Here is a 22854-nt window from a genome sequence, read left to right as displayed (position 1 = left end):
CGGTCGCACAGTTGGCGCCATGACTGCTCTGCTCTGCGTGCTGGCCGTGGTGGCACTCGTCGTCCTCGGCCTGGAGCGCAATCACCGCCGCCTGCGGGACCCATGGCCCGCCGGGAGTTCCGACGTGCACGACCGCGACGCGGGCCGCCTGGAGCACGAGTTGCACGCGGCCGCGGTGAACGCCGAACAGGTGCGGGGATCGGTGTGGGTGCGTGCGCGGCGTCGGGCGGTGAGCGAGGCCGCCTGACGTCACACGACGAGGTCGAGGGACCTCTCGCCGGTCGGCTCCAGGCGCAACCCGGCGCCGCCGGCGATCTTCACCAGGCCGCGCACCGACCGCACCTCCGCCCGCGACCGCACGACGGCGCGGGCGAGCCGCCCCTTGTGGGCCTTGTTGAAGTGGCTCACCGCCTGCCGCCGCCCGTCGGCGCCCTCGGTGACCACGCGCACCGTGATGGCGTGCGGGATCTTCGCCAACGACGTGTACGGCGCGGACCGCAGGTCGACCACCTCGACGTCGGCCAGCGCCGGCGTGAGCACCGGCCGCCACAACGCGCCCAGCGGTCCGGTGGCGGGCAGCGCGCTGCCACCGGACAGCCGGTACGCCGGGATCGGGTCGCCGCCGCGCACCACGCCGAACAACGCCGACGCCACGGCCAGCCGACCCTCCGCGCGTGACCGCTCGGCCTTCGTCAGCGTCTTCAGGTCCAGGTTGTCGTAGAGCACACCGGTGTAGCGCTCCAGGGCGGGCAGGGTCGGCGCGGTGCGGAGTTCGGCGTTGCGCGCCACCTCGTCGGCCTGCCGCTCGGACAGGCCCAGCGCGGCCAGGCTCGCCGGCACGTCGCGGGCGAGGTCCACGAGGGCGTCCACCAGCTTCGCGCGCACCGGGTTCAGCACGGGCAGCGCGAGCAGGTCGAGGTCCAGCGGCCGGCCCCGGCCGCCGGTCGCCTTGGTCTCCGACGGGGGGAGCAGCACCAGCACGGGCGGCAAGCCTAGTGCGTCAGCCCTCCTGGCCCACGCAGAACTGGTTGCCGTCCGGGTCGGCCAGCACCGTCCAGCTCAGACCGGGCACGGTGTGCTCGGCCACCTCGGTCGCGCCCAGGCCGACCAGCCGCGCCACCTCCGCCGCGCGGTCCGCCACGTGCACGTCGAAGTGCAGCCGGTTCTTGCCCGGCGTGGGGTCGTCGACGCGCTGGATGCCCAGCCGCGGGCCGCCCTCGGCCGTCGGCGCGAGCATCAGGAACTCGCCGAAGTCCTCCTGCACGTCGGTGCCGAGGGCCTTGGTCCAGAAATCGGCCAGCCGACGCGGGTCCGCCGTGTCGATGGTGATCATGTCGATGACGAGGCTCATGCCCGGGACGGTAGCCGGGGGGACCGACAATCAACCCGTTGGAGCCGCGCGGGGTCGGTTCATTACCCTTTGCGGACAAGCCGCGCCAGAGGAGCACCCACCGTGATCACGAGGATGTCGTCGCTGTTCCTGCGCACGCTGCGCGAGGACCCGGCCGACGCCGAAGTACCCAGCCACAAGCTGCTGGTCCGCGCGGGCTACGTCCGCCGCGTCGCGCCGGGCGGGTACTCGTGGCTGCCGCTCGGGCTGCGGGTGCTGCGCAAGATCGAGCGCGTCGTCCGCGAGGAGATGGAGGCGATCGGCGCGCAGGAGATCCACTTCCCCGCGCTGCTGCCGAGGGAGCCCTACGAGGCCACCAACCGGTGGACCGAGTACGGCCCGACCCTCTTCCGCCTCAAGGACCGCAAGGGCGCCGACTACCTGCTCGGCCCCACCCACGAGGAGCTGTTCGCGCTCACCGTGAAGGGCGAGTACGCCTCGTACAAGGACTACCCGGTCACGCTCTACCAGGTCCAGACCAAGTACCGCGACGAGGCGCGCCCCCGCGCGGGCATCCTGCGCGGTCGCGAGTTCGTCATGAAGGACTCGTACTCGTTCGACCTGGACGACGAGGGCCTGGCGGAGTCCTACCGCAAGCACCGCGAGGCGTACATCAAGGTCTTCGGGCGGCTGGGCGTGGAGTACGTGATCGTCTCCGCGACGTCCGGCGCGATGGGCGGCTCGGCGTCCGAGGAGTTCCTGGCCGTCGCGCCGACCGGCGAGGACACGTTCGTCCGCAGCACGGGATCGGACTACGCGGCCAACGTCGAGGCCGTGGTGACGCCCGCGCCCGCCGAGCAGCCCGTCGAGGACAAGCCCGCCGCGCAGGTCCACCACACGCCGAACACGCCGACCATCGAGTCCCTGGTGGACTTCCTCAACGGCGCGGGCCTCGGCCGCGAGTTCACGGCGGCGGACACGCTGAAGAACGTCCTGGTCAAGCTGACCCGCCCGGGTGCGGGCGAGTCGGAGCTGCTCGCCATCGGCCTGCCCGGCGACCGCGAGGTGGACTTCAAGCGCCTGGAGGCGGCCGTCGAGCCCGCCGAGGTGTCCATGCTGGACGAGGCCGACTTCACGCGGAACCCGTTCCTGGTCAAGGGTTACATCGGGCCGGGCGCGCTCCAGGCCAACGGCGTGCGGTACCTGGTCGACCCGCGCGTGGTGCGCGGCACCGCCTGGGTCACCGGCGCGGACAAGGCCGACCACCACGTGGTGGACCTGGTGCAGGGCCGCGACTTCACGCCGGACGGCGTGCTCGACGTCGCCGAGGTGCGGGAGGGCGACCCGTCGCCCGACGGCGCGGGTGTGCTGGTCGCCGCGCGCGGCATCGAGATCGGCCACATCTTCCAGCTCGGCCGCAAGTACGCGGACGCGTTCGGGTTGGACGCGCTGGGTCCCGACGGCAAGCCCGTGCGGATCACCATGGGCTCGTACGGCATCGGCGTCTCGCGGCTGGTGGCGGTCATCGCCGAGCAGAGCCACGACGACCGCGGCCTGATCTGGCCCCGCAACGTCGCGCCCGCCGACGTGCACGTCGTGGTGGCCGGCAAGGACGAGACCCTGCTCGCCGGTGGCGAGCGGCTCGCGGGCGAGCTGGCCGAGGCCGGGCTGGACGTGCTGCTGGACGACCGGAAGGCGAGCCCCGGCGTGAAGTTCGCCGACGCCGAGCTGATCGGCGTGCCGACCATCCTGGTGGTGGGCCGCGGCCTGGCCAACGGGCTGGTCGAGGTCAAGGACCGCCGGACGGGCGAGCGGGTCGAGGTGCCGGTGGACGACGCCGTGCGGCACCTGCTGGACGTGGTGAGGGGCTGAGCGAACCCCCGGGGGCGTGTCCCCCGGGGGGTTCCTTTCAGCGGTCGAGCACCGCGGTGAGCACCGCGGCGGTGTCGGACAGGTCCGTCAGCACCACGTGCGCGCCGGCGTCGCGGAGTTCCGCGACGCTGCTGCGGCCGGTGGCCACCCCGATCGCGAACGCGCCGTGGTGCAGGGCGGCGTCCACGTCGTGCGGCGTGTCGCCGATGACGACGGCCTCGAAGTCCTTGCCGTGCTTGGCCGACGCGAGCCGCACGGCCTCCAGCACCAGTTCCGGCCGGTGCTCGGACACCGAGCCGTAGCCGCCGATCTCGAAGTCCACGTGCGTGTCGAGGCCGAACGCGCCGAGCTTGTAACGCGCGATCTCCACCAGGTTCCCGGTCACCAGCGACTGCACGACGGCCGGTCGGCCCGCGAGCGCGGCCAGCGCCTCCGCCGCGCCCGGCAGCGCGTGGCCGCTGGTCGGCAGCAACCCGTGCTCCCGCGTGGCGACGTCGATCAACGCGGCGTGCAGCCGGGCGATCAGCTCCTCGGTGGGTTCGAGGTCGTGGGCGAGCAGCAACTCCTGCGTGATCGCGCGCTCGGTGCGGCCCGGGAAGCTCGGCGTGTGCACGAGTTCCAGGCCGGCGACGGCGTGCAACGCCGTGCGGTACCAGCCGTGACCCAGGCCCCGCGCGTCGATCAGGGTCAGGTCGATGTCCCACAGCACCAGTGTTTCGGCAGCACTCACAGCAGTCGCACGCTTTCCGGTCGGGAGGGTTGAGCGGGGGGGGAGAAGAAGGGTCAGCGCGACAACGGCTGCACGGAGTCGACCATCGCCTGGAGGTCGGCCTCGGTCGCGGGCTTCGGGGTGGCCGGTCCGCCGGCGAGGTCGCCGTTCGCCATGAACACGTGGTAGCCCGTGGTGCCCTTGAGCACCAACACCTTCACCATGCCCTGCGAAGCCAGGCAGTCACTGCCCGACGTGGTGATCGTCGCGTCGACCTGCACGCCCTCGATCTGCGCACGGCTGCCGTTGGGCACCTTCACCGGCTTCGGCTCGCTGAGCTTGACCTCGGCGTTCTTCGCCGACTGGTAATACTGCGCGCCCAGCTTCTGGGCGAAGTCCTTCGCGACGGTGGTGAGGTCGGTCTGCGGCACGACCACGCCACCCGTGCTGCCGCGGTTGAACCGCGAGCCACCGCACTCGTACACGCCGTACACGGTGAGCCCGGTGAGCTTGACGTTGTCCATCCCCTCGACGGGAGCGGACTGCGGGTTGGGCGTCCACGCCTTCGGCACGTCGTAGCGGTACGACAGGCTCTCCACCGGCAGGCAGTTCCAGCCCGCCTTCGCCGCCTCGCACGAGGCCCGGTCGGACGTCTTCGTGGTCGTGGTGGGCTTCGTGGTGGTAGGCGTCGAGGTGTCGGTGCCCGCGACCGGCTGCGACTCGTCGGGCCGGGTGACGAAGTACGCGGTGAGCCCGCCGCCGACCAGGAGCAGCGCGACGACGCCGATGACCACCCAGAGCTTGGCGTTGCTCTTCTTCCGCGGTGGTTCCTGCCCGCCGGAGAACACGCCGAGGCCGCCGTAGGACGCGCCGTAGTTCGGCTGCCCGTACTGGGGGTCCTGCGGGACGCCGCCGTAGCCGTACTGCCCGCCGTCGGGTTGGTAGCCGGAGCCCTGCTGCCCGTAACCCGGGTTCTGCTGACCGGACTGACCACCCCAGCCGCTCTGTCCGTCACCTGGGTATGTCACGGCTGCACGGTACCCCGCCGGTTCCGGAAGTCGGGGCGTGCCGGGAAATTCAGCCCGCGAGGAAGCTCAAGCGCACCTTGCGCACCGGGTTGTCGACGTTGGTGTCCACGAGGCACACGGACTGCCACGTGCCGAGCGCCAACACGCCGCCCAGCACCGGGATCGTCGCGTACGGCGGCACGAGCGCGGGCAGCACGTGGTCGCGGCCGTGACCGGGGCTGCCGTGCTTGTGCCGCCAGCGGCCGTCCTTGGGCAGCAGGTCCCGCAGCGCGGCCAGCAGGTCGTCGTCGCTGCCCGCCCCGGTCTCCAGCACGGCGAGGCCCGCGGTGGCGTGCGGTACCCACACGTGCAGCAGCCCGTCACCGTCGACGTCGGCCAGGAACTCCTCGCACGTCCGGGTCAGGTCGTGCACCACCTCGGTGCCACCGGTCCGGATCTCGATCTCTTCGGTGCGCATGTCCTGCGATTTTAGGGGTGCTGGGCCGGGTGTGCGGGGGGAAATGGTGTGGACCGGGGGCGGTGGGGAGTAGCAGAGTCGACGTTGTGGAGCACAGGCACACGGCGATCGTGACGGGCGCGAACCAGGGCATCGGCGCGGCGGTGGCGCGGGCGTTGGCGGCGCAGGGCGTCGCGGTCCTGATCACCTACCTGCGGTACGCGCCGGCACCCGACCCGCAGGTGCCCGACGAGTATTTCCGGGCGCGGGAGAGCGGTGCGGACGACGTCGTGGCGGCGATCGTGGAGAGCGGCGGGCGGGCGCACGCGGTGGAGGCGGACCTGGCGGACGTGTCCGCGCCCGCGATGCTGTTCGACACCGCCGAGCGGGTGTTCGGCCCGGTCGACGTGCTGGTCAACAACGCGTCGGGGTGGGTGCAGGACACGTTCCTGGCGAACGAGGTCGACCAGTTCGGGCGGGTGCAGCGCGCGGTGACGCCGCAGACGTTCGACGCCCAGTTCGCCGTGGACGCGCGGGCCGGCGCGGTGCTGATCGCCGAGTTCGCCCGGCGGCACCTGGCGCGTGGCGGCAACTGGGGCCGGATCGTCGGGATGACCTCCGGCGGGCCGGACGGCTTCCCGGGCGAGGTGTCCTACGGCGCGGCGAAGGCCGCGTTGAACAACTACACGCTGTCGGCGGCGGCGGAACTGGCGCCGCACGGGGTCACCGCGAACATGGTCAAGCCCGGCGTGACGGACACCGGGTGGGTCAACGACGCGGTGCGCGAGCGGTTCCCGGTGGCGATGCCCGAGGAGGTCGCGCCGGTGGTGGCGTTCCTGTGCTCGGACGCCGCGGCGCGTGTGACGGGGAACATCATCCTGCTGCGGTGAGGTTACCGACGGGTAATGTCCCGCGTGTGAAGGCATCTCGTCTGCGGCTGGGCATGAACCTGTGGCCGCCGTTCCTGTTCGCCGGCATCCGCGTCGTCGCGTTGTCCGACGACTTCCGGTACGCCAAGGTCAGGATGCGCTTGCGCTGGTACAACCGGAACTACGTCGGCACGCACTTCGGGGGCTCGCTGTTCTCGATGACCGACCCGTTCTGGATGCTCATGGTGCTCCGGCACCTGGGGCGCGAGCACGTGGTGTGGGACCGCGCCGGTGAGATCGACTTCGTGTCCCCGGGTCGGGGGACGGTGTACGCCGAGTTCCGGCTCACCGACGAGCAGTTGGAGTCGCTGCGTGCCGAGGCCGCTGGTGGCGGGCGGGCGTTGTTGTGGTTCCCGGTGGAGGTCGTGGCCGCGGACGGCACGGTGGTCGCGCGGGTGCGGAAGCAGGTCTACGTGCGGCGCAAGGACCGGGGGGCTGAGCGGGGCGCAGAGCGGAGTGCTCAGGAGAAGTCGCTGGACGCTGGGTGATCGCGTGGAGTAGGTGTGAGGTGTGCGCACTGCTTTCGGAGCTGACTTCGACGTACCTGCCGGTTACCTGAACACCGCGAGCGTCGGCGTGCCACCGGCGCCGGCGGCGTCCGCGGTGGCCGCCGCGGTGCAGCGGTGGGCGGCCGGTGAGGACACGCCCGCGTCGGCCGACGCGTCGGTGACGGCGGCGCGGGCGGCGTTCGGGCGGTTGGTGGGTGTGCCGGCGGAGCGGATCGCGGTCGGCGCGTCCGTGGCCCAGGTGGTGTCCACCGTGGCGGCCGGTCTGCGGGACGGGGCGCGGGTGCTGGTGGTGCGTGGCGAGTTCACGTCGCTGACCTTCCCGTTCGCCGCCCGGGGCCTGGATGTGACCGAGGTCGACCTGGACGAGCTGGTGTCCGCGGTCGACGGCCACGACCTCGTCGCGGTGAGCGTCGTCCAGTCCGCCGACGGCCGGATCGCCGACCTCGAAGGGCTCCGGGCCACCGGCGTGCCGGTGCTGCTGGACGTCTCCCAGGCGGTCGGCTGGCTGCCGCTCTCGCTGGAGTGGGCGGATTACATCGTGTCCGTCGGCTACAAGTGGCTCATGGCCCCGCGTGGTTGCGCGTGGTTGGCCGTCTCGCCGCGCGGGCTCGCGACGGCCCGGCCGGTCGCCGCCAACTGGTTCGCCGGCGAAGACCCGTGGACCTCGGTGTACGGCCTGCCGCTGCGGCTGGCGGACGACGCCCGGCGGCTCGACATCTCGGCGGTGTGGCTGGCGCAGTACGGCGCGGCGGTGTCGTTGGGCTACCTGGCCTCGCTGGACCTGGCCGCGGTGCGGGACCACAACGTGGGGCTGGCGGACTCGCTGCTCGCCGGGTTGGGGCTGGCGCCGCGCAGGTCGGCCATCGTGTCGCTGGAGTTGCCGGACGCTGCGGCGTCGCGGTTGGCGGCGGTGGGGGTGCGGTCCTCTGTTCGCGCAGGTCGGGTGAGGTTCGCGTACCACCTGTACAACACGGTCGAGGACGTCGAACTCGTGCTCGAAGCGCTGCGCTAGCGGCCGTCCGTTACCGTGGTCGTTTGTGTCGGTTCCTCCTGAATCACCTGAAGAGGTGACGCAGCGGTTACCCCGTGTGCCGGGGCCGCCTCCTGGTGTGCCCCCTCACGGGGTGGTGGGAGTGCCGCCGGGCATGTCCGGGGCACCTGGAGTGCCGCGAGGTGTGCCCGGGGTGCCTGGGGTGCCTGGGATGTCGCCGGCAGCGCCGCGGGTCGGGGACACCACCCAGTTCGGACCGTCCGAGATGGGGCAGTTGGACTCCCTGCTGGGCGCGCCTCACCCGCCGCCGCCCTCGAAGAAGCGCGGCCTGCTCCTGAAGGCGCTTGGCCTGCTCGGCGTGGCGGCGGTGTCCGGGTTGATCTGGTTCGTGGTGGTGCCGAAGGAGACCCCCACCGCGCCGCCCGCCGAGACGCCCGCGCCGACCGGGGAGTTCGAGTTCGAGAGGTCCCCGCAGGTGCCCGAGGCGTTGAAGGACAGCCAGTGCGCACCGCACGCCTACGGCGAGACGAAGGTCTTCCTGACCGCTACGCCGTGTCAGCAGTTGACGCGTGGGCTCTTCACCACGAAGACGCCGGACGGGAAGACGGTGTACACGTCGGTGTCGGTGGTGCGGATGAAGACGACCGCGGACGCGTCGAAGCTGAAGGAGCTGACTTCCCGGGACGGCACGGGGAACGTCAACGACCTGGTGAAGGACGGTGCCGTTCAGGTGCCTGGTCTGCGGACGTTGGGCAACGGCGGGTTCGCCGCTCGGCTGGACGACCGGGATCTGATCATCATCGAGTCGGACACCGTGCAGCACGGGGCGGACCCGGGTGCGCACAACGCGTTGATGAAGAGAGTGTCCGAGGATGCGTTTCGGTTGGTGGCCGAGTTGGAGTGAAGGCTGGCTGGTGCCGGTGGGTGGGACTTTAAAAACTTAAAAGATTAAAAGAGTCCTCGCCGGACTGGCAGACCGCCAAGGAGAACATTCAAGAGCGGGTCGTGTTCTCCCCGTATGGCCTGGTCAGAGACAACCACGCTCGTTCCCGGGGCGCAAGCGAAAAGCGTGCTTGCGCCCCGGGAACGAGCGTGGTTCGCTGGCGCGCAGGCCATACGGGGAGAACACGACGCGGTTGGCCTGTGGGTGGGCTCAGCCTACTGCGGTGCCTGGTAGGGGGATCGCGGTGGGAGTGGTGCCGGCTGCTTTTCGCCAGCGGGTTGCCCGTACTGCCGAATTCGTCAGGGCGTCCAGGGCTGATTTTCTCAGGTTTGTGTCGTCGGTTCGTTCCAGTACGCCTCGCCAGGCTGCGCACGCGTCGTTCTCCACGGTGATCAGGGCCGCGATCGCCGTTGTCGCGTTGTTCACCGGGGTCGGCGGGAGGTAAGCCGGGGCCGGTGGTTTGGGTTGTGCGCCCGCGTCCCGCAATTGGCGTTCCGTGGTGTCGCGGCGGGCGCGGTGGGCGTTTGCGCCCTCTGCCACGGCTGCGGCCTGTTGGTCGATGAAAGCGCTGACCAGTCCGTAGGTCCACACGGCCGCGTGTTCGGCGGCCAAGGCGTCTTGCAGTGCGTCGACGTTCATACCAGGGCCTCCACGAGGCTCGCGCAGCCCGCCGACACGGAGGCCACCAGGCCCGCTCGGTGGGTCGGGACCTTGATCGCCAGGTCCGCCGCCTGCTTCTGGGCCGTCTGCAAAGCGGTGACCAGGGCCTCTCTCGTGGGGTTCGCCGGTGTGGTCGGGGTCGGTTCGGGTTGGGCCGACGTCGTCTCGCCGGGGACCTTGGGCGTCGCGCGGTCCACCTCGGCCTTCAGGCGCTGCGCGTGCTCGGTCCTGGCCGCCGCCGTCTCCTGCGCTCCCACGGCCGTCGCGAGGGCGGCGTCCGCGCGGGCCGCGCGCAGCATCTCCTCCAGCTCGTCCGGGGCCGGCGCCGGGGGCGGTGTGGTGGTGCACGCTGCTGCCGCGAGGGGTGCGATGGCCACCGCCGCGAGGATGGCGCGCCTGCTGGGCGCCGTTCTTCCGATCACATGTTCCGATCCTGCCAGAGGCGGGGTGATCGGCTCTGGAGCGTGCGAGGTGTCGCGGACCAGATAGTCTGGGCGACCAACGGCCGGCGAGTGCAGCGTCGGCCGGGGTTGCCGTGCCTTCTGCACCCGAAAGGAGTCACCACGTGTCCAGCCCGCCGCGCGGAGAACTCGCCGCGCAGCTGACCCCCGTCGTGCGGGAGGCGGTCGAGGCCATCGGCTTCGACCTCGAATCGCTCGACGTGAACCAGGCTGGGCGTCGCAGGCTGGTGAAGGTGGTCGTGGACGGCGACGAGGGCATCGGACTGGACGAAGTCGCCCAGGCCAGCCGCGCCGTGTCCGCCGCGCTCGACGCGCACGAACACCTCATCGCAGGCCCGTACACGCTTGAAGTCACGTCACCGGGCGCGGACCGCCCGCTGACCAGGCCCCGCCACTGGCGGCGTGCCCGGTTGCGGCTGGTCAAGGTCAAGCAGCCCGACCAGGTCGAGTGGTTCGGCCGGGTGGGCGACGCCGACGAGAGCGGGGTCACGCTGCTCGTCAAGGGCCGGTTGACGCGGGTCGAGTACCGCACCATCGAGAAAGCCGTGGTGGAGGTCGAGTTCAAGCAGCCTCCGGTCGAGGAGCTGGCGCTCCTGGAAGACCGGTCATCGGAGCAGGAGGAGGAGTCGGAGTGAACGTCGACATCGCCGCACTGCGGGCGATCGAACGGGACAAGGACATCCCCTTCGACACCGTGCTGGAAGCCATTGAGACCGCGCTGCTGACCGCGTACAAGCACACCGACGGGCACCACCCGCACTCGCGGGTCGAGATCGACCGGAAGACCGGCGTGGTCCGGGTGCTGGCCCAGGAGCTGGGCGCGGACGGCGCGGTCGTGGAGGAGTGGGACGACACCCCGGAGGGTTTCGGCCGCATCGCCGCCACCACGGCTCGCCAGGTGATCTTGCAGCGCCTGCGCGACGCCGAGCACGAGCGCACGTTCGGCGAGTTCTCCGCCAAGGAGGGCGAGATCATCGGCGGCGTCGTGCAGCGCGACGCGCGGGCCAACGCGCGGGGCATGGTCGTCGTGCAGGTCGGCGACACCGAAGGCGTGCTGCCGCCCGCCGAGCAGGTGCCCGGCGAGGCGTACGAGCACGGCGCGCGGATCAAGTGCTACGTGGTCGGCGTGTCCCGGGGGACGCGTGGTCCGCAGATCACGTTGTCCCGCACGCACCCGAACCTCGTGCGGAAGCTGTTCGCCCTGGAGGTGCCGGAGATCGCCGACGGCACCGTGGAGATCCCCGCGGTCGCACGTGAGGCAGGTCACCGCTCGAAGATCGCGGTCCGGTCCACCGTGCCCGGCGTCAACGCGAAGGGCGCGTGCATCGGCCCGATGGGCGCGCGCGTGCGCAACGTGATGAGCGAGCTGGCCGGTGAGAAGATCGACATCATCGACCACTCGGACGATCCGGCCACCTTCGTCGGGAATGCGCTGTCACCTGCGAAGGTTGTGTCCGTGCGGGTGCTCGACGAACGCGCCAAGACGGCCCGCGTGGTGGTCCCGGACTTCCAGCTCTCCCTCGCCATCGGCAAGGAGGGCCAGAACGCCCGGCTCGCCGCCCGGCTCACCGGCTGGCGCATCGACATCCGCAGTGACGCCGACACCGGAGGGGCTGCCCCCGCAGGTGCGGCGACATCCGGTTCGGCTGATTGAGCGGCAGGAGATAGACTTCTCAGTGGTTCGACGTCGGGGATCGGTTTTCACGCACAACGGCCCGGTTCGTACGTGCATAGGATGCCGCGCCCGGACGTCGCCCTCCGAGTTGCTGCGCTTGGTGGTGGTGGCCGGGGCGGTCGTCCCGGACACCGGGCGGCGGCTGCCCGGTCGGGGAGCATGGCTGCACCCCGACTCCGGCTGCCTCCGCAACGCCGAGAAGCGGCGGGCGTTCCCCCGGGCCTTCCGGGTCCAGGGGCCGCTCGACGTGGTGCGGCTTCGCGGGCACCTCGCGGAGTTGGAGCAAGAGGTCGTGGGATCGCCTCACGGCCGGCAGGAAGCAAGGAAGCAGGTCGACCCGTCATGAGTCAGCCGTGAAGCTGAAGACATGAACGCGCGACGTTAAGACGAGGTCGACGGGACTGCCGCCGGCCTCATCACCAGAGGAGTGCAGTGGCAGGCAAGGCCCGCGTGCACGAGCTCGCCAAGGAGCTCGGCGTCACGAGCAAGGAACTTCTGAGCAAGCTCGCCGATCAGGGCGAGTACGTGAAGTCCGCGTCCAGCACCGTCGAGGCCCCCGTGGCCCGGCGGCTGCGTGACGCGTACGCGTCGAAGTCCGACGCGAAGCCGAAGCCGGGTGGACACCGCCCGGTCCCCGGCCCCAAGCCCCAGGCGCCCGCGCCGCAGGGCGAGTCCAGGTCCGACGCGAAGCCCGCGGCGCCGGCAGCCAAGCCGGGCCCGCGCCCGGTGCCCGGCCCGAAGCCGCAGGCGCCCCGCCCGGCTCCGGCCCCGAAGCCGCAGGCCCAGCCCGCGGCTCCGGCCGCTCCGGCCGCGCCGGCTCCGGTCGCGCCCGCCGCTCAGGCGGCCCCGCCCGCGGCACCCGCGCCGCAGGCGCCGAAGCCCGCCGGCCCGCGGCCCGGTCCGCGTCCGCAGGCCCAGCCCGCGGCGCAGCAGAACCAGTCCGTGGTGCCGCCCAAGCCGCAGGCGCCCAAGCCCGCGGGTCCGCGTCCGCCCCGTCCGGGCAACAACCCGTTCGGCGTCGGCGGTGGCGCTCCCGCGCCGCGTCCGCAGGCCCCGCGCCCGCAGGCGCCCGGCGGTGACCGCCCCGAGCGCGGCGGTGACCGGCCCAACGCGCCCAAGCCCGGCGACCCGCGTCCCGCGGGCCCGCGTCCGGGTGGCTCCGGTGGTCCCGGCGGTCCGCGCCCGAACCCCGGCAACATGCCGCCGCGGCCGAACCCGGGCATGATGCCCGGTCGCCCGGCCGGTCCCCGGCCCGGTGCCGGCGGCGGCGGTGGCCGTCCCGGTGGCGGTGGCGGTCGTCCCGGTGGTGGCGGCGGTCGTCCCGGTGGCGGTGGCGGCGGCTTCCGCGGCGGTCCCGGTGGGGGCGGCGGCGGTGGCGGCTTCCGCGGCGGTCCCGGTGGCGGTGGCGGTGGCGGCGGCTTCCGGGGTGGCCCCGGTGGCGGTGGCGGCGGCGCACCGGCCGGTGGTGGCTTCCGCGGTGGCGGCGGTCGCCCGGGTGGCGGTGGCGCGGGTCGCGGTGGCGCGGCCGGCGCGTTCGGCCGCCCCGGCGGTCCGGCCCGTCGCGGCCGGAAGTCCAAGCGCCAGAAGCGCCAGGAGTACATGGACAACATGCAGGCGCCGTCGGTCGGTGGCGTGCGGTTGCCCAAGGGCAGCGGCGAGACCATCCGGCTGCCACGCGGCGCTTCGCTGACCGACTTCGCCGACAAGATCAACGCCAACCCGGCTTCGCTGGTGCAGGTGTTGTTCCACCTCGGCGAGATGGTCACGGCGACGCAGTCCGTGTCCGACGAGATCCTGGAGCTGCTCGGCTCCGAGATGAACTACAACGTGCAGGTCGTGTCCCCCGAGGAGGAGGACCGCGAGCTGCTGGAGACGTTCGACATCACCTACGGCGAGGACGCCGGTGACGAGGACGACCTCCAGGTGCGACCGCCGGTCGTGACCGTCATGGGTCACGTCGACCACGGTAAGACGCGCCTGTTGGACACCATCCGCAAGGCGAAGGTCGCGGAAGGCGAAGCGGGCGGCATCACCCAGCACATCGGCGCGTACCAGGTGCGCACCGAGCTGGAGGGCGTGCCGCGCCTGATCACCTTCATCGACACCCCGGGTCACGAGGCGTTCACCGCCATGCGTGCCCGCGGTGCGAACTCGACCGACATCGCGGTCATCGTGGTGGCGGCCGACGACGGCGTCATGCCGCAGACGGTGGAGGCGATCAACCACGCCCAGGCGGCCAACGCGCCGATCGTGGTCGCGGTCAACAAGATCGACAAGGAGGGGGCCAACCCCGCCAAGATCCGCCAGCAGCTCACCGAGTACGGGCTGGTCGCCGAGGAGTACGGCGGCGACACCATGTTCGTGGACATCTCCGCGAAGCAGGGCACGAACATCGACGGGCTGCTGGAGGCGATCCTGCTGACCGCCGACGCGTCGCTCGACCTGCGTGCCAACCCCGACATGGAGGCCCAGGGCGTCGCGATCGAAGCGCACCTCGACCGCGGTCGCGGTCCGGTGGCGACGGTGCTGGTGCAGCGCGGCACGCTGCGGGTCGGCGACTCGATCGTCGCGGGCGACGCCTACGGCCGCGTCCGCCGCATGGTGGACGAGCACGGCGAGGACGTCACCGAGGCGTTCCCGTCGCGTCCGGTGCAGGTGATCGGTCTGACCTCGGTGCCGGGCGCGGGTGACTCGTTCCTCGTGGTCGACGAGGACCGGGTGGCCAGGCAGATCGCCGAGCGCCGCCAGGCACGCACCCGCAACGCGCTCAACGCGGCGCGTCGCAAGCGGGTCAGCCTGGAGGACCTGGACGCCGCGCTGAAGGAGACCAGCCAGCTCACCCTGATCATCAAGGGCGACAACTCCGGCACCGTCGAGGCGCTGGAAGACGCGCTGATGAAGATCGAGGTCGGCGACGACGTCGAGCTGCGGGTCATCCACCGGGGCGTCGGTGGCATCACCGAGGGCGACATCAACCTCGCCGTCGCGGGTAGCGCGATCGTCCTGGGCTTCAACGTCCGGGCCGAGGGCAAGGCGACCGAACTCGCCAACCGCGAGGGCGTCGACGTCCGCTACTACACGGTGATCTACCAGGCGATCGACGAGATCGAGCAGGCCCTCAAGGGCATGCTCAAGCCGGAGTACGAGGAGGTCCAGCTGGGCCGCGCGGAGATCCGCGAGGTCTTCAAGTCCTCCAAGGTCGGCACGATCGCCGGTTGCATGGTGCTGTCGGGCGAGATCCGCCGCAACGCGCGGGCCCGCCTGCTGCGCGACAACAACGTGGTCCAGGAGAACCTGCCGGTCAGCTCGCTGCGGCGGTTCAAGGACGACGCGACCGAGGTCCGCGAGGGCTTCGAGTGCGGTCTCACGTTGGGCAACTACTCCGACCTCAAGGTCGGGGACGTCATCGAGACGTTCGAGATGCGCGAGAAGCCGCGCGTCTGACGGATGTCGGAACCGGGGGTCGCTGCCCGCCTGCGCGGGCGGCGACCCCCGCTTACCCCCCGGGTGATGCGCTGTGTACGTGGGTGCCCTTGAGCTGGACGTGCTGCTCGGCGACGTCCACTCGTTGAAGCAGAAGCGGTCCGTGGTGAAACCCGTCGTGGCCGAACTGCGCCGCAGGTTCGAGGTGTCCGTGGCGGAAGCCGGGCACCAGGACCTGCACCGGCGCGCGTTGATCGGAGTGGCGGTCGTCGCGGCCGGTGCCGAGCATGTCAGGGACGTCCTCGACGCCTGCGAACGGCTGGTGGCGGGGCGGCCCGAGTTGGAACTGCTCTCGGCCCGCCGTCGACTCGTCGGGCCGGAGGACTGAGGCGGACCGCTCCCCGGTGACCCGGGGGCCGTCCGTGGGAGAAGAAGGAGGGAGCGCCGTGGCCGACCAGGCTCGGGCGCGCAAGCTGGCCAAGCGGATCTCGCAGATCGTGGCCTCCGCGCTGGAACACGAGGTGAAGGACCCGCGGCTCGCGCGCGTGACGATCACCGACACCCGGGTGACCGGCGACCTGCACGACGCCACCGTGTACTACACGGTGCTCGGTGAGCGGCTCGACGCCGAGCCGGATTTCGCGGGCGCGGCGGCGGCGTTGGAGAAGGCCAAAGGTGTGCTGCGGACCATGGTCGGGCAGCAGACCGGGGTGCGGTTCACGCCCACCCTGTCGTTCGTCACCGACACCGTGCCCGACGAGGCTCGGCGGATGGACGAGTTGTTGGCCCGTGCGCGGGAAGCGGACGCCGAGGTGGCGCGGATCGCGTCCGGTGCGGAGCCCGCCGGCGAAGCCGATCCGTACAAGCCGCCGCGCGAGGACGACGAGGAGTAGCCGGGGGTTCGGGAGAAGCCGTACGTGGCGGGTGAAGAGGGCGGCTGAAGGGCCGGTCGGCCGACTAGCGTGCAAAGCGTGACCGACGACCTGAGTGCTTCGCTCCAAGCCGCCGCCGAAGTGCTGCGTGCCGCCACCGACGTGACCCTCCTCGCGCACGTGAACCCCGACGCGGACGCCCTGGGCAGCGCGTTGGCCCTGGGACTGGCGCTGCGCCGGCTCGGCAAGACCGTCCGGGTGTCCTTCGGGGCGCCCGAGGAGGTGCCCGAGACCCTGCGCGACCTCGACGCAGCCGGGTTGCTCGTGCCGGCCACCGAGGTGCCGCGGTCCCCGGAGGTCCTGGTGGCGCTGGACACGGGGTCCGTAGGCCGCCTCGGGCCGCTGGCGGACCGCCTCGGCACCGCGGGGCAGGTCGTCGTGCTGGACCACCACGTGTCCAACCCCGGTTTCGGCACGGTGAACGTGGTGGACGTCGAGGCCGAGGCGACCGCGTTGGTGGTGTTGCGGTTGCTGGACGTGCTCGGCGTGGAGTTGGACGAGCCGGTGGCGCGCTGCGTCTACGCGGGGCTGGTGACGGACACCCGGTCGTTCCGCCACGCCCGACCCGCCACGCACGAGGTCGCCGCACGCCTGCTGGCGGCCGGGGTGGACGGCGAGGCCGTCGCCCGGCCGTTGATGGACTCCCACCCGTTCGGGTACCTGGGAATGCTGGCGAAGGTCCTGGCCCGCGCCTCTTTGGACGTAGCCGCGGTTGGGGGTCGCGGCTTCGTGCACGCCGTGGTGACGCTGGAAGACGCCGCCGGGATGCGCCCGGAAGAGGTGGAGAGCGTCGTGGACCTGGTCCGCACCACGGCCGAGGCGGAGGTCGCCGCGGTGCTCAAGGAACTGCGACCGTCCTACTGGTCGGTGTCGTTGCGGGCGGTCAGCGCGGTGGACGTGCGGGAGGTAGCCCAGTTGCTGGGCGGGGGAGGCCATCGGCTGGCAGCCGGTTTCACCGCCGAGGGCGATGCCGCGGTGGTGCTGGAAAAGCTGCGCGGAGCACTGGAAGCCGTGGGGTCCAAAGCACTGGGATAGCCGGCTCCCGGCACACCAGTCCCCCCGTCGTGTTCTCCCCGTATGGCCTGCGCGCCAGCGAACCGCGCTTGGTCAGGGAGGGCAAGCACGCTTTTCGCTTGCCCTCCCTGACCAAGGGTGGTTGTCTCCGACCAGGCCATACGGGGAGAACACGACGGCGCTCTTGAACGTTCTCCTTGGCGGTCTGCCCGTCCGGCGAGGACGCTTTTAATCCAGACGGAGAATGCCCGGCGGCGCGAAAAGCGGCGCGGGATGGGGAATCGCTTTGAGTGACAAGGTGCCCGCACGGCGGGTTCTGGGTTTGGCCGCGCCCGCGTTGGGCGTGCTGGCGGCCGAGCCGTTGTACGTCCTGGTCGACACCGCTGTAGTGGGGCACCTGGGGGCGTTGCCGCTGGCCGGCCTGGCCGTCGGCGGCGTGTTGTTCACGCAGGTCGCCTCCCAGCTGACCTTCCTCTCCTACGGCACGACCGCACGCGCCGCCAGGTTGTTCGGGGCCGGCAGGCGCGGTGAAGCGGTCCAGGAAGGGGTCCAGGCCACCTGGCTCGCCTTGTTCGCCGGGCTCTTCGTGATCCTCGTGGGACAGGCCGCAGCCGGTCCGGCAGCGCGACTGCTGGCCGGGGACGAGGTCGCGGGCCAGGCGGTGGCCTGGTTGCGGATCGCGTTGTTCGGGGCTCCGTTCGTCCTCGTCACCATGGCGGGCAACGGGTGGATGCGCGGGGTCGAGGACACGGTCCGCCCGTTGCGCTACGTGTTGCTGGGCAACGGGATTTCCGCCGTCCTCTGCCCGCTGCTGGTGCACGTGGCCGGTTGGGGGCTGGAAGGCAGCGCGGTCGCCAACGTGGTGGCGCAGGCGTTGTCCGCGGGTCTCTTCTTCCGCGCGCTCGTCGTGGAACGGGTTTCGTTGGCCCCCCGCGCTTCGCTGATGCGCGCGCAGTTGGGGCTGGGGCGCGACCTCGTCCTGCGCAGCCTCGCGTTCCAAGCCTGCTTCCTGTCCGCCACGTCGGTTGCCGCGCGCAGCTCGGTCGCCGCGGTGGGCGCGCATCAGATCGTCTTGCAGCTGTGGACCTTCCTCTCCCTGGTGCTGGACTCCCTGGCGATCGCCGCGCAGGCCATCGTGGGGCAGGCGCTCGGCGCGCACCGCCGGGACGAGGCCCGGCGCTTCGCGTGGCAGGTGACCGGGTACGGCCTGGTCTTCGGGATCGGGCTGGGCGTCGTCTTCGCCGCCCTCTCCGGTGTCCTGCCCGGACTGTTCACCGCGGACCCCGCGGTGCTCGCGGAGGTGCCGCACGCCTGGTGGTTCTTCGTGCTGCTGCAACCAATAGCGGGCGTGGTGTTCGCGCTCGACGGCGTCCTGCTGGGCGCGGGTGACGCGAAGTTCCTCCGCACGGCCACCCTGGTCGCCGCGGGGGTGGGGTTCCTCCCGCTGATCTGGGCGTCCTACGCGTTCGGGTGGGGGCTGGTCGGGATCTGGAGCGGGTTGTCGGCGTTCATGGTGGTGCGCTTGGCTTCCCTGCTCGTGCGGACGCGTTCGGGCAGTTGGGCGCGGGTGGGCGCGGTGTGGTGACGGGCACGTCCGGGAATGCTTAGCACCGACAAATTGTTCCGCCGGAAGGAGTGTCGACGCAGTTCACAGGAGGCGTTTCCGTTGCCGGGCGATCGTGCCGCGAGACAGGCTTGGCTGATCTGGTCCACCGCGGTCGTCGTCTACGTCGCCGCCCTGTTCCACCGCACCTCGCTGGGTGTCGCCGGCCTGGAAGCGGCCGAGCGGTTCCACGTCGGGCCGGCCGCGTTGAGCACCTTCGCGGTGCTCCAGATCGGCCTCTACGCGTTGATGCAGATCCCCACGGGGCTGCTGGTCGACCGGTTCGGGCCGCGGCGGGTGCTGGTCGTCGCGGCGGTGCTGATGGGTGTCGGGCAGTCGATGTTCGCCCTCGCCGCCTCCTACCCGCTGGGGCTGACCGCGCGGGCGGTGCTGGGCATCGGGGACGCCATGACGTGGGTGAGCGTGCTGCGGCTGGCCGCCGCGCACTTCCCGCCACGCAGGTTCACCGTCGTGATGTCGTTGTCCGCCGCCCTGGGCGGTGCGGGGAACCTCGCCGCCACGGTCCCGCTGTCGCTCCTCCTGGTCGACGTGGGGTGGACGGTGACCTTCTTGGTCGCCGGAGCGCTGACGGGCGCCTACGCGGCCGTGGTCGCGTGGCGGGTGCGTGAGACCCCGGAGGGTGTTCCCCAGCCCGTCGCGGAATCGGTACCGCTGCGGACGGTGGCCAAGCGCGTCGTCGCGGCGTGGTCCGAGCCGAGCACCCGCCTCGGGTTCTGGGTGCACTTCTCGTGCATGTCGACGCCCGCGTTGCTGGGCCTGCTGTGGGGCTTCCCCTACCTGGTGGAGGCGCAGGGCATGAGCCGGCCGCAGGCGTCCGCGGTGCTGAGCCTGCTGGTGGTCGTGGCGATCGTCGCCGGTCCGGTGCTGGGCGCGGTCATCGCGCGGCGGCCCGAGTGGCGGATGCCGATCGTCGGCGGCTACCTGGGCGCGGCCCTGGTCGGCTGGGCCGTGCTGCTCGGCTGGCCCGGCGGCGTGGTGCCGGTGGGCGTGGTCGACGCGGTGTTCGTCGTGCTGGCGTTCGGCGGTCCGACGTCGAGCGTGGCGTTCGCGCTGGTGCGCGACTACAACCCGCTGCACCGGGTGAGCACCGCCACCGGGGTGGCCAACGTGGGCGGGTTCGCGGCCATCACGTTCGCCGCGCTCGTGGTGGGCGTGGTGCTCGACTTGTTCGCGGGGCTGCCGTCGGCGCAGGCGTACCGGGTTGCGTTCCTCACCGTCGCCGCCGTGCTGGCGCTCGGCGCGTGGCGGACCGCGGTGTGGTGGCGCCGGGCGCGGGCCGTCGTGCTCGCCGCCGCGGACCGGGGCGAGCGGGTGCCGGTGCGGTTGCGCCGCCGGCGGTGGGACGTCCTCGCCGAGGCTTAGGATGTGCGGTCGTGTCCGCATCATCTTCCGCTGTGCAGCCAGGTCTCGTCGTCGTCGACAAACCCGACGGGATGACCTCCCACGACGTGGTGGCGAAGGTCCGCCGCATCCTCGGCACCCGCAAGGTCGGGCACGCGGGCACGCTCGACCCGATGGCGACCGGCGTCCTGGTCCTCGGCGTGGAACGCGCGACCAAGCTCCTCGGCCACCTGGCGCTGGACAGCAAGGCGTACCTGTCGACCATCCGGCTCGGCTCCGCCACCACCACCGACGACGCCGAGGGCGAGGTGCTGTCCACAGCGGACGCCTCGGGCGTGGCCGAGGACGCGATCCGCGCGGGTGTCGCGAAGCTCACCGGTGCCATCCAGCAGGTGCCGAGCGCGGTCAGCGCGGTGAAGGTCGACGGCAAGCGGGCGTACGCGCGGGTCCGCGACGGCGAGGTCGTGGAGATCCCGGCGCGGCCGGTGACGGTGCACCGGTTCGACGTGCTCGCCATCCGCCGCGAGGAGGCGGCGACCGAGCTGGACGTGATGGTCGAGTGCTCGTCCGGCACCTACGTGCGCGCGCTGGCGCGTGACCTCGGCGCGGACCTCGGCGTCGGCGGGCACCTGGCGGCGTTGCGGCGCACCCGCGTCGGGCCGTTCGACCTGCGCGTCGCCCGGACCCTCGCGCAGCTCGCCGACGAGCCCGGCCTGTCGCTGGACCTGGACGCGGCGGTGGCGAAGGCGTTCCCGCGCCGCGAGATCGCGCCTCGCGAGGTGGTCGCCCTGTCCCACGGCCAGCGGCTGAAGGCGGGTGGCCTGGTCGGCACGTACGGCGTGTTCGGCCCGGACGGGCACGTGGTGGCGCTGGCCAAGGACGAGGGTCCGATCGCCAAGCCGCTGGTGGTGCTCACACCGGCCTGAGGTCTCGGCTCGGACGGGCACGTGGCACTGGCCGAGGACGAAGGCCGGATCGCCAAGCCGTTGGTGGTACTCACACCGGCCTGACGGACTTACCGTGGGTGCCATGGCGCGATGGGTGTGGCCGACCGTGGCGGGCGTGGTGGCCTCGGCGACCGGGGTGCTGATCAACCTGGCGACGGAGCAGGTGCGCAACCCCTGGACGTGGGGCGGGGTGGTGGTGCTCACCCTGGTGGGCGTCGCGGTGGGCGGGCTCGCCCGGCCCGACGCGCGCGGGGGCGAGCGAGCCCGGCCCGACGTGCATGACGGCGGTCCGCCGGCGGTGCGCAACAGCGTGTCCGGCACGGTGCACGGCGGTGTCGTGCAGGCGTCCACGCTGGGCTCGGTCACCATCAACTCCGGTGTCCACGTGGACCAGACGGCCACCGCCCACGACGGCGGCGTGGTGTACCAGGCGGGGCGGGACGTCGACCTCGACCGGGGCCGCCGCCCGGAGTGACGGGCCGCCCGTCCGCTACGTAGGCTTCCACCGTGCAACGGTGGCGAGGCTTGGAACACCTGCCGGGCGGGTGGGGGCGCTGTGTCGTGACCATCGGCGTGTTCGACGGTGTGCACCGGGGGCATCAGGCGCTGATCAACCGGGCCGTCGAGCTGGCCGCGGCCAGGGATGTGCCGTCCGTCCTGATGACGTTCGACCCGCACCCCTCCGAGGTGGTCCGGCCGGGCAGCCACCCGGCGCAGCTGACCACCCTCCGGCGGCGTGCCGAGCTGGTCGAGCGGCTCGGGGTGGACGTGTTCTGCGTGCTGCCCTTCACCGTCGAGGTGTCGCGGATGCCGGCCGACGAGTTCGTGCACGAGGTCCTGGTGGAACGGCTGCACGTCGCGTCGGTGGTGGTGGGCCAGAACTTCACGTTCGGCAGCAGGGCGTTGGGCAACGTGGAGCTGCTGCGCGCGCTGGGGCAGCGGTTCGGTTTCGGGACCGAGGGGGCGGATCTGGTGACCGACGACGGCGTCACGTACTCGTCGACCTACATCCGGGCGTGCATCGACGCGGGCGACGTGCGCGCCGCGGCGCAGGCGCTCGGCCGGCCGCACCGGTTGGAGGGCATCGTGGTGCGCGGCGACGGCCGCGGCAAGGAACTCGGGTTCCCCACGGCGAACCTGTCCACGACCCGCTTCGCGGCGGTGCCCGCGGACGGCGTGTACGCGTGCTGGTTCATCCACTCCAGCGGACGGCGGCTGCGCGCGGCGGTGTCCGTCGGCACGAACCCCACGTTCTCCGGTCGGGAGCGGCGGGTGGAGGCGTTCGTGCTGGACGTGGACGAGGACTTCTACGGTCAGCGGGTGGCGTTGGACTTCGTGGAGCGGCTGCGCGGCATGGAGCGTTACGACACCGTCGAGGCGTTGTTGGAGCAGATGCACCGCGACGTCGAGGAAACGCGTGGCGTACTGCGGGAGACCGACTCGTGACAGGTTGAACCACCTGGGTGGAACCGAGCATATGCACGCCACTCGCCTGGCAAGATGCACGTCACGTCCATGCCGGTCAGGGGAGAGGCGAAGGTGGAGGACCACAAGATCGTCCAGCGCAACCTCGCGTTGCAACGCGAGTGGTACGGGGAGCCCTTGGGGGACCGGGTGCGCCGGTTGGTGGTGGCCTTCAACGTGTCGCAGGCCCAGCTCGCGGAGGTGCTGGGGATCAGCGCCCCGATGCTGAGCCAGGTGATGAGCGGTCGCCGCGCCAAGATCGGCAACCCGTCCGTGCTCGCGCGGATGATCATGCTGGAGCGCAAGGTGCTCACGCCGGACGTGTCCACCGGCGCGCCGGAAGCGCTCCAGCGCGCGCTGGACGAGGTGCGCGACTCGAAGCCGACGGTGAGCCGCGACTCGCTGCCGGTGAACGGCGTGGACGTGGAGACCGCGGTGTTCCCGTACCTGCGCCGGGTCGCCGACCGGCGCGAGCTGTCGCAGGCGGCGGACGTGCTGGGCGAGGACTTCCCGGCGCTGGCCGACGTGCTGCGCCGCGCGAGCCGGGGGCGCGACTCCTGAGGCTG

Annotated in this window: 26 protein-coding genes; 19 read left to right on the top strand and 7 right to left on the bottom strand. The window is 71.9% G+C overall.

Annotated features, from left to right (window positions below; translation table 11 throughout):
* Positions 1 to 19 precede the first annotated feature (19 nt).
* On the top strand, positions 20 to 247 hold the full coding sequence (locus KZQ38_RS23675; RefSeq protein WP_219444571.1) for a hypothetical protein: 228 nt from the start codon (positions 20 to 22) through the stop codon (positions 245 to 247).
* Between the two features lie 2 nt (positions 248 to 249).
* Here the strand turns inward: KZQ38_RS23675 and yaaA are convergent, their stop codons facing one another.
* Both yaaA and KZQ38_RS23665 read right to left on the bottom strand, forming a co-directional pair.
* Entirely contained in the window at positions 250 to 981 is a 732-nt protein-coding gene (gene yaaA, locus KZQ38_RS23670; protein ID WP_219444570.1) for a peroxide stress protein YaaA, read from the bottom strand.
* A gap of 19 nt (positions 982 to 1000) precedes the next feature.
* Positions 1001 to 1351 carry a VOC family protein gene (locus KZQ38_RS23665; protein ID WP_219444569.1) on the bottom strand — a complete coding sequence of 117 codons (351 nt, stop codon included), beginning with the start codon at positions 1349 to 1351 and terminating at the stop codon, positions 1001 to 1003.
* A gap of 102 nt (positions 1352 to 1453) precedes the next feature.
* Between KZQ38_RS23665 and KZQ38_RS23660 the strand changes: the two genes are divergently transcribed.
* Positions 1454 to 3202 (top strand): proline--tRNA ligase, encoded by a 1749-nt coding sequence (locus KZQ38_RS23660; RefSeq protein ID WP_219444567.1) that lies wholly within the window; start codon positions 1454 to 1456, stop codon positions 3200 to 3202.
* 37 nt (positions 3203 to 3239) lie between these two features.
* Here the strand turns inward: KZQ38_RS23660 and KZQ38_RS23655 are convergent, their stop codons facing one another.
* Genes KZQ38_RS23655 through KZQ38_RS23645 form a run of 3 tightly spaced genes read right to left on the bottom strand, consistent with a single transcriptional unit; the run spans position 3240 to position 5396 of the window.
* A complete protein-coding gene (locus tag KZQ38_RS23655) occupies positions 3240 to 3932 on the bottom strand; it encodes an HAD family hydrolase (protein WP_308258551.1) in 693 nt (230 codons plus the stop codon).
* Positions 3933 to 3985: 53 nt separating this feature from the next.
* Positions 3986 to 4939, bottom strand: a complete 954-nt coding sequence (locus tag KZQ38_RS23650; protein WP_219444565.1) for a DUF8017 domain-containing protein — start codon at positions 4937 to 4939, stop codon at positions 3986 to 3988.
* A gap of 49 nt (positions 4940 to 4988) precedes the next feature.
* A complete protein-coding gene (locus KZQ38_RS23645; protein WP_219444563.1) occupies positions 4989 to 5396 on the bottom strand; it encodes a YjbQ family protein in 408 nt (135 codons plus the stop codon).
* An 86-nt stretch (positions 5397 to 5482) separates the two neighbouring features.
* On the opposite strand from KZQ38_RS23645, the gene KZQ38_RS23640 reads away from it, so the two are divergent.
* From KZQ38_RS23640 to KZQ38_RS23625, 4 genes are all read left to right on the top strand, one after another.
* The gene (locus KZQ38_RS23640) at positions 5483 to 6265 is read left to right on the top strand and encodes an SDR family NAD(P)-dependent oxidoreductase (RefSeq protein WP_308258550.1); all 783 of its coding nucleotides are present in this window, start codon (positions 5483 to 5485) and stop codon (positions 6263 to 6265) included.
* Between the two features lie 26 nt (positions 6266 to 6291).
* Positions 6292 to 6792, top strand: a complete 501-nt coding sequence (locus KZQ38_RS23635) for a DUF4442 domain-containing protein (RefSeq protein WP_219444559.1) — start codon at positions 6292 to 6294, stop codon at positions 6790 to 6792.
* Positions 6793 to 6814: 22 nt separating this feature from the next.
* Positions 6815 to 7825: an aminotransferase class V-fold PLP-dependent enzyme gene (locus KZQ38_RS23630; protein ID WP_219444558.1), complete on the top strand. Its 1011-nt coding sequence runs from the start codon at positions 6815 to 6817 to the stop codon at positions 7823 to 7825.
* A 190-nt stretch (positions 7826 to 8015) separates the two neighbouring features.
* Positions 8016 to 8708 carry a hypothetical protein gene (locus KZQ38_RS23625; protein ID WP_219444556.1) on the top strand — a complete coding sequence of 231 codons (693 nt, stop codon included), beginning with the start codon at positions 8016 to 8018 and terminating at the stop codon, positions 8706 to 8708.
* 249 nt (positions 8709 to 8957) lie between these two features.
* Here KZQ38_RS23625 and KZQ38_RS23620 read toward each other — a convergent pair whose 3' ends face one another.
* Positions 8958 to 9386 carry a ferritin-like domain-containing protein gene (locus tag KZQ38_RS23620; protein WP_219444555.1) on the bottom strand — a complete coding sequence of 143 codons (429 nt, stop codon included), beginning with the start codon at positions 9384 to 9386 and terminating at the stop codon, positions 8958 to 8960.
* The gene (locus KZQ38_RS23615; protein WP_308258549.1) at positions 9383 to 9784 is read right to left on the bottom strand and encodes a hypothetical protein; all 402 of its coding nucleotides are present in this window, start codon (positions 9782 to 9784) and stop codon (positions 9383 to 9385) included. The genes KZQ38_RS23620 and KZQ38_RS23615 overlap by 4 nt, the downstream gene beginning before the upstream one ends.
* Positions 9785 to 9972: 188 nt before the next feature.
* On the opposite strand from KZQ38_RS23615, the gene rimP reads away from it, so the two are divergent.
* From rimP to KZQ38_RS23550, 13 genes are all read left to right on the top strand, one after another.
* The gene (rimP, locus tag KZQ38_RS23610) at positions 9973 to 10503 is read left to right on the top strand and encodes a ribosome maturation factor RimP (RefSeq protein ID WP_219444554.1); all 531 of its coding nucleotides are present in this window, start codon (positions 9973 to 9975) and stop codon (positions 10501 to 10503) included.
* The gene (nusA, locus tag KZQ38_RS23605; RefSeq protein ID WP_219444553.1) at positions 10500 to 11522 is read left to right on the top strand and encodes a transcription termination factor NusA; all 1023 of its coding nucleotides are present in this window, start codon (positions 10500 to 10502) and stop codon (positions 11520 to 11522) included. Before rimP ends, nusA begins: the two co-directional genes overlap by 4 nt.
* Positions 11523 to 11631: 109 nt before the next feature.
* Positions 11632 to 11889, top strand: coding sequence for a YlxR family protein (locus KZQ38_RS37515; RefSeq protein WP_372452273.1), 258 nt, complete (start codon positions 11632 to 11634; stop codon positions 11887 to 11889).
* Between the two features lie 86 nt (positions 11890 to 11975).
* Entirely contained in the window at positions 11976 to 14987 is a 3012-nt protein-coding gene (gene infB / locus KZQ38_RS23595; protein WP_219444551.1) for a translation initiation factor IF-2, read from the top strand.
* Positions 14988 to 15060: 73 nt separating this feature from the next.
* The gene (locus KZQ38_RS23590; protein ID WP_219444550.1) at positions 15061 to 15354 is read left to right on the top strand and encodes a DUF503 domain-containing protein; all 294 of its coding nucleotides are present in this window, start codon (positions 15061 to 15063) and stop codon (positions 15352 to 15354) included.
* Positions 15355 to 15412: 58 nt separating this feature from the next.
* Positions 15413 to 15859 carry a 30S ribosome-binding factor RbfA gene (gene rbfA / locus KZQ38_RS23585; protein WP_219444549.1) on the top strand — a complete coding sequence of 149 codons (447 nt, stop codon included), beginning with the start codon at positions 15413 to 15415 and terminating at the stop codon, positions 15857 to 15859.
* A gap of 78 nt (positions 15860 to 15937) precedes the next feature.
* The gene (locus KZQ38_RS23580) at positions 15938 to 16933 is read left to right on the top strand and encodes a DHH family phosphoesterase (RefSeq protein WP_219444547.1); all 996 of its coding nucleotides are present in this window, start codon (positions 15938 to 15940) and stop codon (positions 16931 to 16933) included.
* 265 nt (positions 16934 to 17198) lie between these two features.
* Positions 17199 to 18497, top strand: a complete 1299-nt coding sequence (locus KZQ38_RS23575; protein WP_372452272.1) for an MATE family efflux transporter — start codon at positions 17199 to 17201, stop codon at positions 18495 to 18497.
* A gap of 81 nt (positions 18498 to 18578) precedes the next feature.
* Positions 18579 to 19898, top strand: coding sequence for an MFS transporter (locus tag KZQ38_RS23570; protein WP_219444543.1), 1320 nt, complete (start codon positions 18579 to 18581; stop codon positions 19896 to 19898).
* Positions 19899 to 19909: 11 nt separating this feature from the next.
* Positions 19910 to 20803, top strand: coding sequence for a tRNA pseudouridine(55) synthase TruB (gene truB / locus KZQ38_RS23565; RefSeq protein WP_219444541.1), 894 nt, complete (start codon positions 19910 to 19912; stop codon positions 20801 to 20803).
* 103 nt (positions 20804 to 20906) lie between these two features.
* On the top strand, positions 20907 to 21299 hold the full coding sequence (locus tag KZQ38_RS23560) for a hypothetical protein (RefSeq protein ID WP_219444539.1): 393 nt from the start codon (positions 20907 to 20909) through the stop codon (positions 21297 to 21299).
* Between the two features lie 32 nt (positions 21300 to 21331).
* Positions 21332 to 22270, top strand: coding sequence for a bifunctional riboflavin kinase/FAD synthetase (locus tag KZQ38_RS23555; protein WP_219444538.1), 939 nt, complete (start codon positions 21332 to 21334; stop codon positions 22268 to 22270).
* A 93-nt stretch (positions 22271 to 22363) separates the two neighbouring features.
* Complete coding sequence (locus KZQ38_RS23550; RefSeq protein WP_219444682.1) at positions 22364 to 22849, top strand: helix-turn-helix domain-containing protein; 486 nt, start codon at positions 22364 to 22366, stop codon at positions 22847 to 22849.
* Positions 22850 to 22854 lie beyond the last annotated feature (5 nt).

It is taken from the genome of Saccharothrix obliqua (assembly GCF_019375475.1).
Classification (GTDB): domain Bacteria; phylum Actinomycetota; class Actinomycetes; order Mycobacteriales; family Pseudonocardiaceae; genus Actinosynnema; species Actinosynnema obliqua.
This window is presented reverse-complemented; position numbering and strand designations above follow the sequence as displayed.

Excerpts from the sequence above, each read along its gene's own strand:
- KZQ38_RS23620 (WP_219444555.1), bottom strand. The coding sequence starts at position 9,386 with ATGAACGTCGACGCACTGCAAGACGCCTTGGCCGCCGAACACGCGGCC.
- KZQ38_RS23665 (WP_219444569.1), bottom strand. The coding sequence starts at position 1,351 with ATGAGCCTCGTCATCGACATGATCACCATCGACACGGCGGACCCGCGT.
- KZQ38_RS23560 (WP_219444539.1), top strand. The coding sequence starts at position 20,907 with ATGGCGCGATGGGTGTGGCCGACCGTGGCGGGCGTGGTGGCCTCGGCG.
- KZQ38_RS23625 (WP_219444556.1), top strand. The coding sequence starts at position 8,016 with ATGTCGCCGGCAGCGCCGCGGGTCGGGGACACCACCCAGTTCGGACCG.
- KZQ38_RS23675 (WP_219444571.1), top strand. The coding sequence starts at position 20 with ATGACTGCTCTGCTCTGCGTGCTGGCCGTGGTGGCACTCGTCGTCCTC.
- KZQ38_RS23645 (WP_219444563.1), bottom strand. The coding sequence starts at position 5,396 with ATGCGCACCGAAGAGATCGAGATCCGGACCGGTGGCACCGAGGTGGTG.